2 protein-coding genes and 1 pseudogene are annotated in these 2,183 nt (G+C 65.0%); 1 reads left to right on the top strand and 2 read right to left on the bottom strand.

Translation table 11 applies throughout. The annotated features are described in order from the left end of the window. Together ACIPIA_RS14700 and hmgA are read right to left on the bottom strand one after the other, a co-directional pair. A pseudogene (locus ACIPIA_RS14700) lies at window positions 1-384 on the bottom strand (fumarylacetoacetase); the annotation flags it as partial. Window positions 385-391: 7 nt separating this feature from the next. Then, a complete protein-coding gene (gene hmgA / locus ACIPIA_RS14695; RefSeq protein WP_400510616.1) occupies window positions 392-1,750 on the bottom strand; it encodes a homogentisate 1,2-dioxygenase in 1,359 nt (452 codons plus the stop codon). A 145-nt stretch (window positions 1,751-1,895) separates the two neighbouring features. Between hmgA and ACIPIA_RS14690 the strand changes: the two genes are divergently transcribed. Continuing rightward, window positions 1,896-2,183: MarR family winged helix-turn-helix transcriptional regulator (locus ACIPIA_RS14690; protein ID WP_400510615.1), on the top strand; the 288-nt coding region annotated here is incomplete at its 3' end.

Here is a 2,183-nt window from a genome sequence, read left to right as displayed (position 1 = left end):
CCGGGCCGGAACCTGCATCATGCAGCCGGCGCGCGGATGCAGGCAGGAGCGAACCCGACCTTCATCGGCGCCTCCTTCGGCCAGCAGGGCCGAAACCCGACGCCGCAGGCGAAGGCGGGCCTCACGGCCGAGGGCGAGGAACGCATTGAGGTTCGGGATCGCCAGGCTGTCGACGAAGGGGCGGACATCGGCAAGCAGACCGGTTTCCGCCGCCGCCTTCAGGTCGAGGATCATGTCTCCGATGGCGATGCCGCCGCGCGGCCCGCCGTCCGGGGGGCTGAAGACGCCCAGCGGCAGGTTCTGGATCGGGAATTCGGAATGGCCGTTCGCGGTGAGCTCGAAGCTGCGCAGCTTCGGATCATGGGTGTCGTCGAGAAAAGGCATCTCTGTCTCAGGGCTTGTTCGGATCGAAATGCTTGGTGAGCTTGTGGCCGTAGCCGCCATAGTCGGTCTGGAACGCCTCCGAATGGGCGGCGAAGGCCGTGACCTGCTGCGGGAAGCGTGTCTCGAACATGAAGGCGAGCGTGCCTTCGAGCTTGTGCGGCTTCAATTCGACACTGCTCGCCTTCTCGAAGGCATCGACGTCGGGGCCGTGCGGCAGCATCATGTTATGCAGCGAGATGCCGCCGGGCACGAAGCCGCCGCCTGTCTTGGCGTCGTAGACGCCATAGACCAGACCCATGAACTCGCTCATCACGTTCATATGATACCAGGGCGGGCGGAAGGTATTCTCCGCCACCAGCCAGCGATCCGAGAAGATGACGAAGTCGATATTGGCGGTGCCGGGCGTCTCGGAGGGCGACGTCAGCACCGTGAAGATCGAGGGGTCGGCATGGTCGTAGAGAATCGGTCCGACCGGCGAGAACTTGCGCAGATCGTATTTGTAGGGCGCGTAGTTGCCGTGCCAGGCGACGACGTCGAGCGGCGAATGGGCGATGTCGGCGACCCAGAGATTGCCGCCCCATTTCACGAACATCCGCGAGGGCGCGTCCCGGTCCTCATAGGCCGCCACCGGCGTCAGAAAATCACGCGGATTGGCCAGGCAGTTGGCGCCGATCGGCCCGCGCTCCGGCAAGGTGAAGGCGCCGCCATAGTTCTCGCAGACATAGCCGCGCGCCGGTCCGTCCTGAAGCTCGACGCGGATCTTCACCCCACGCGGGATTACGGCGATCTCGCCCGGCTCGATGTCGATGATCCCGAACTCGGTCCAGAGCCGCAAGGAGCCCTGCTGCGGCACGAACAGCATCTCGCCATCGGCATTGTAGAAGTATTCGTCCACCATCGAGCGCGTGATCAGATAGACATGCGCACCCATACCGCCTTGGCTGCCGGCATCGCCTGCCGTGGTCATGCTGTGGATGCCCTCGACGAAGGAGAGCGGCTGCGAGGGAATGGGCAACGGGCTCCAGCGCATCGGCGCCAGCGGCAGGTCGACCTCACGGGCCGGCGCGGTGCGCCAGAACCCGGCATCGACCTTCCGGAACTGGTTCCAATGCGCGACCGTCGGCCGGATACGATAGAGCCAGGAGCGCTCATTGGTGGTGCGCGGAGCCGTGAAGGGCGAGCCCGAAAGTTGCTCGGCATAGAGCCCATAGGCGCATTTCTGCGGCGAGTTGCGGCCCAGCGGCAGGGCGCCGGACAGCGCCTCGGTCTCGAAGCCGTTGCCGAAGCCGGACATGTAGCCGGCCGCAATGGCACTCTTCGCAGGGCCGTTCGCCGAGCCCGTCGACTTTGGATTCTGCACATTCATGACTCGTCTCCGGAGGGAAAGCTCGCGGTGAGCGCAGCCATCGCGCGAGCCTTGCCGTGGTTCATTGGCCCGCCCCGGGCAGGTCCCGAAGCGCGAGCCAGAATATCGTTGCAGAGGTAACGGTCGATTTTGTAACTAACAAGCGATGACGAAACTCGCCCTCGAAGAATTCCTGCCCTACCGCCTCAACCGGCTCGCCGCCGCGGTCTCGCAGGCGTTCCGCGACGTCTACGGGCCGCATCACGACCTGACCGTCCCCGAATGGCGGGTCCTCGCCACCCTCGGCCAGTTCGAAACGATGACGGCCAAGGAGATCGGCGCGCATTCGGCCATGCACAAAACAAAGGTCAGCCGCGCCGTGCGCGCGCTCGAGGAGCGTCGCTGGTTGAAGCGCCGCGAAAGCGTCGATGATCGCCGGGAAGAGATTTTGAGC

Source organism: Allobosea sp. CER48, assembly GCF_044752385.1.
GTDB lineage: Bacteria > Pseudomonadota > Alphaproteobacteria > Rhizobiales > Beijerinckiaceae > Allobosea.
This window is presented reverse-complemented; position numbering and strand designations above follow the sequence as displayed.

What these genes read in the sequence shown, in the direction of transcription:
- hmgA (WP_400510616.1), bottom strand. Translation starts at nt 1,750, where the DNA reads ATGAATGTGCAGAATCCAAAGTCGACGGGCTCGGCGAACGGCCCTGCG.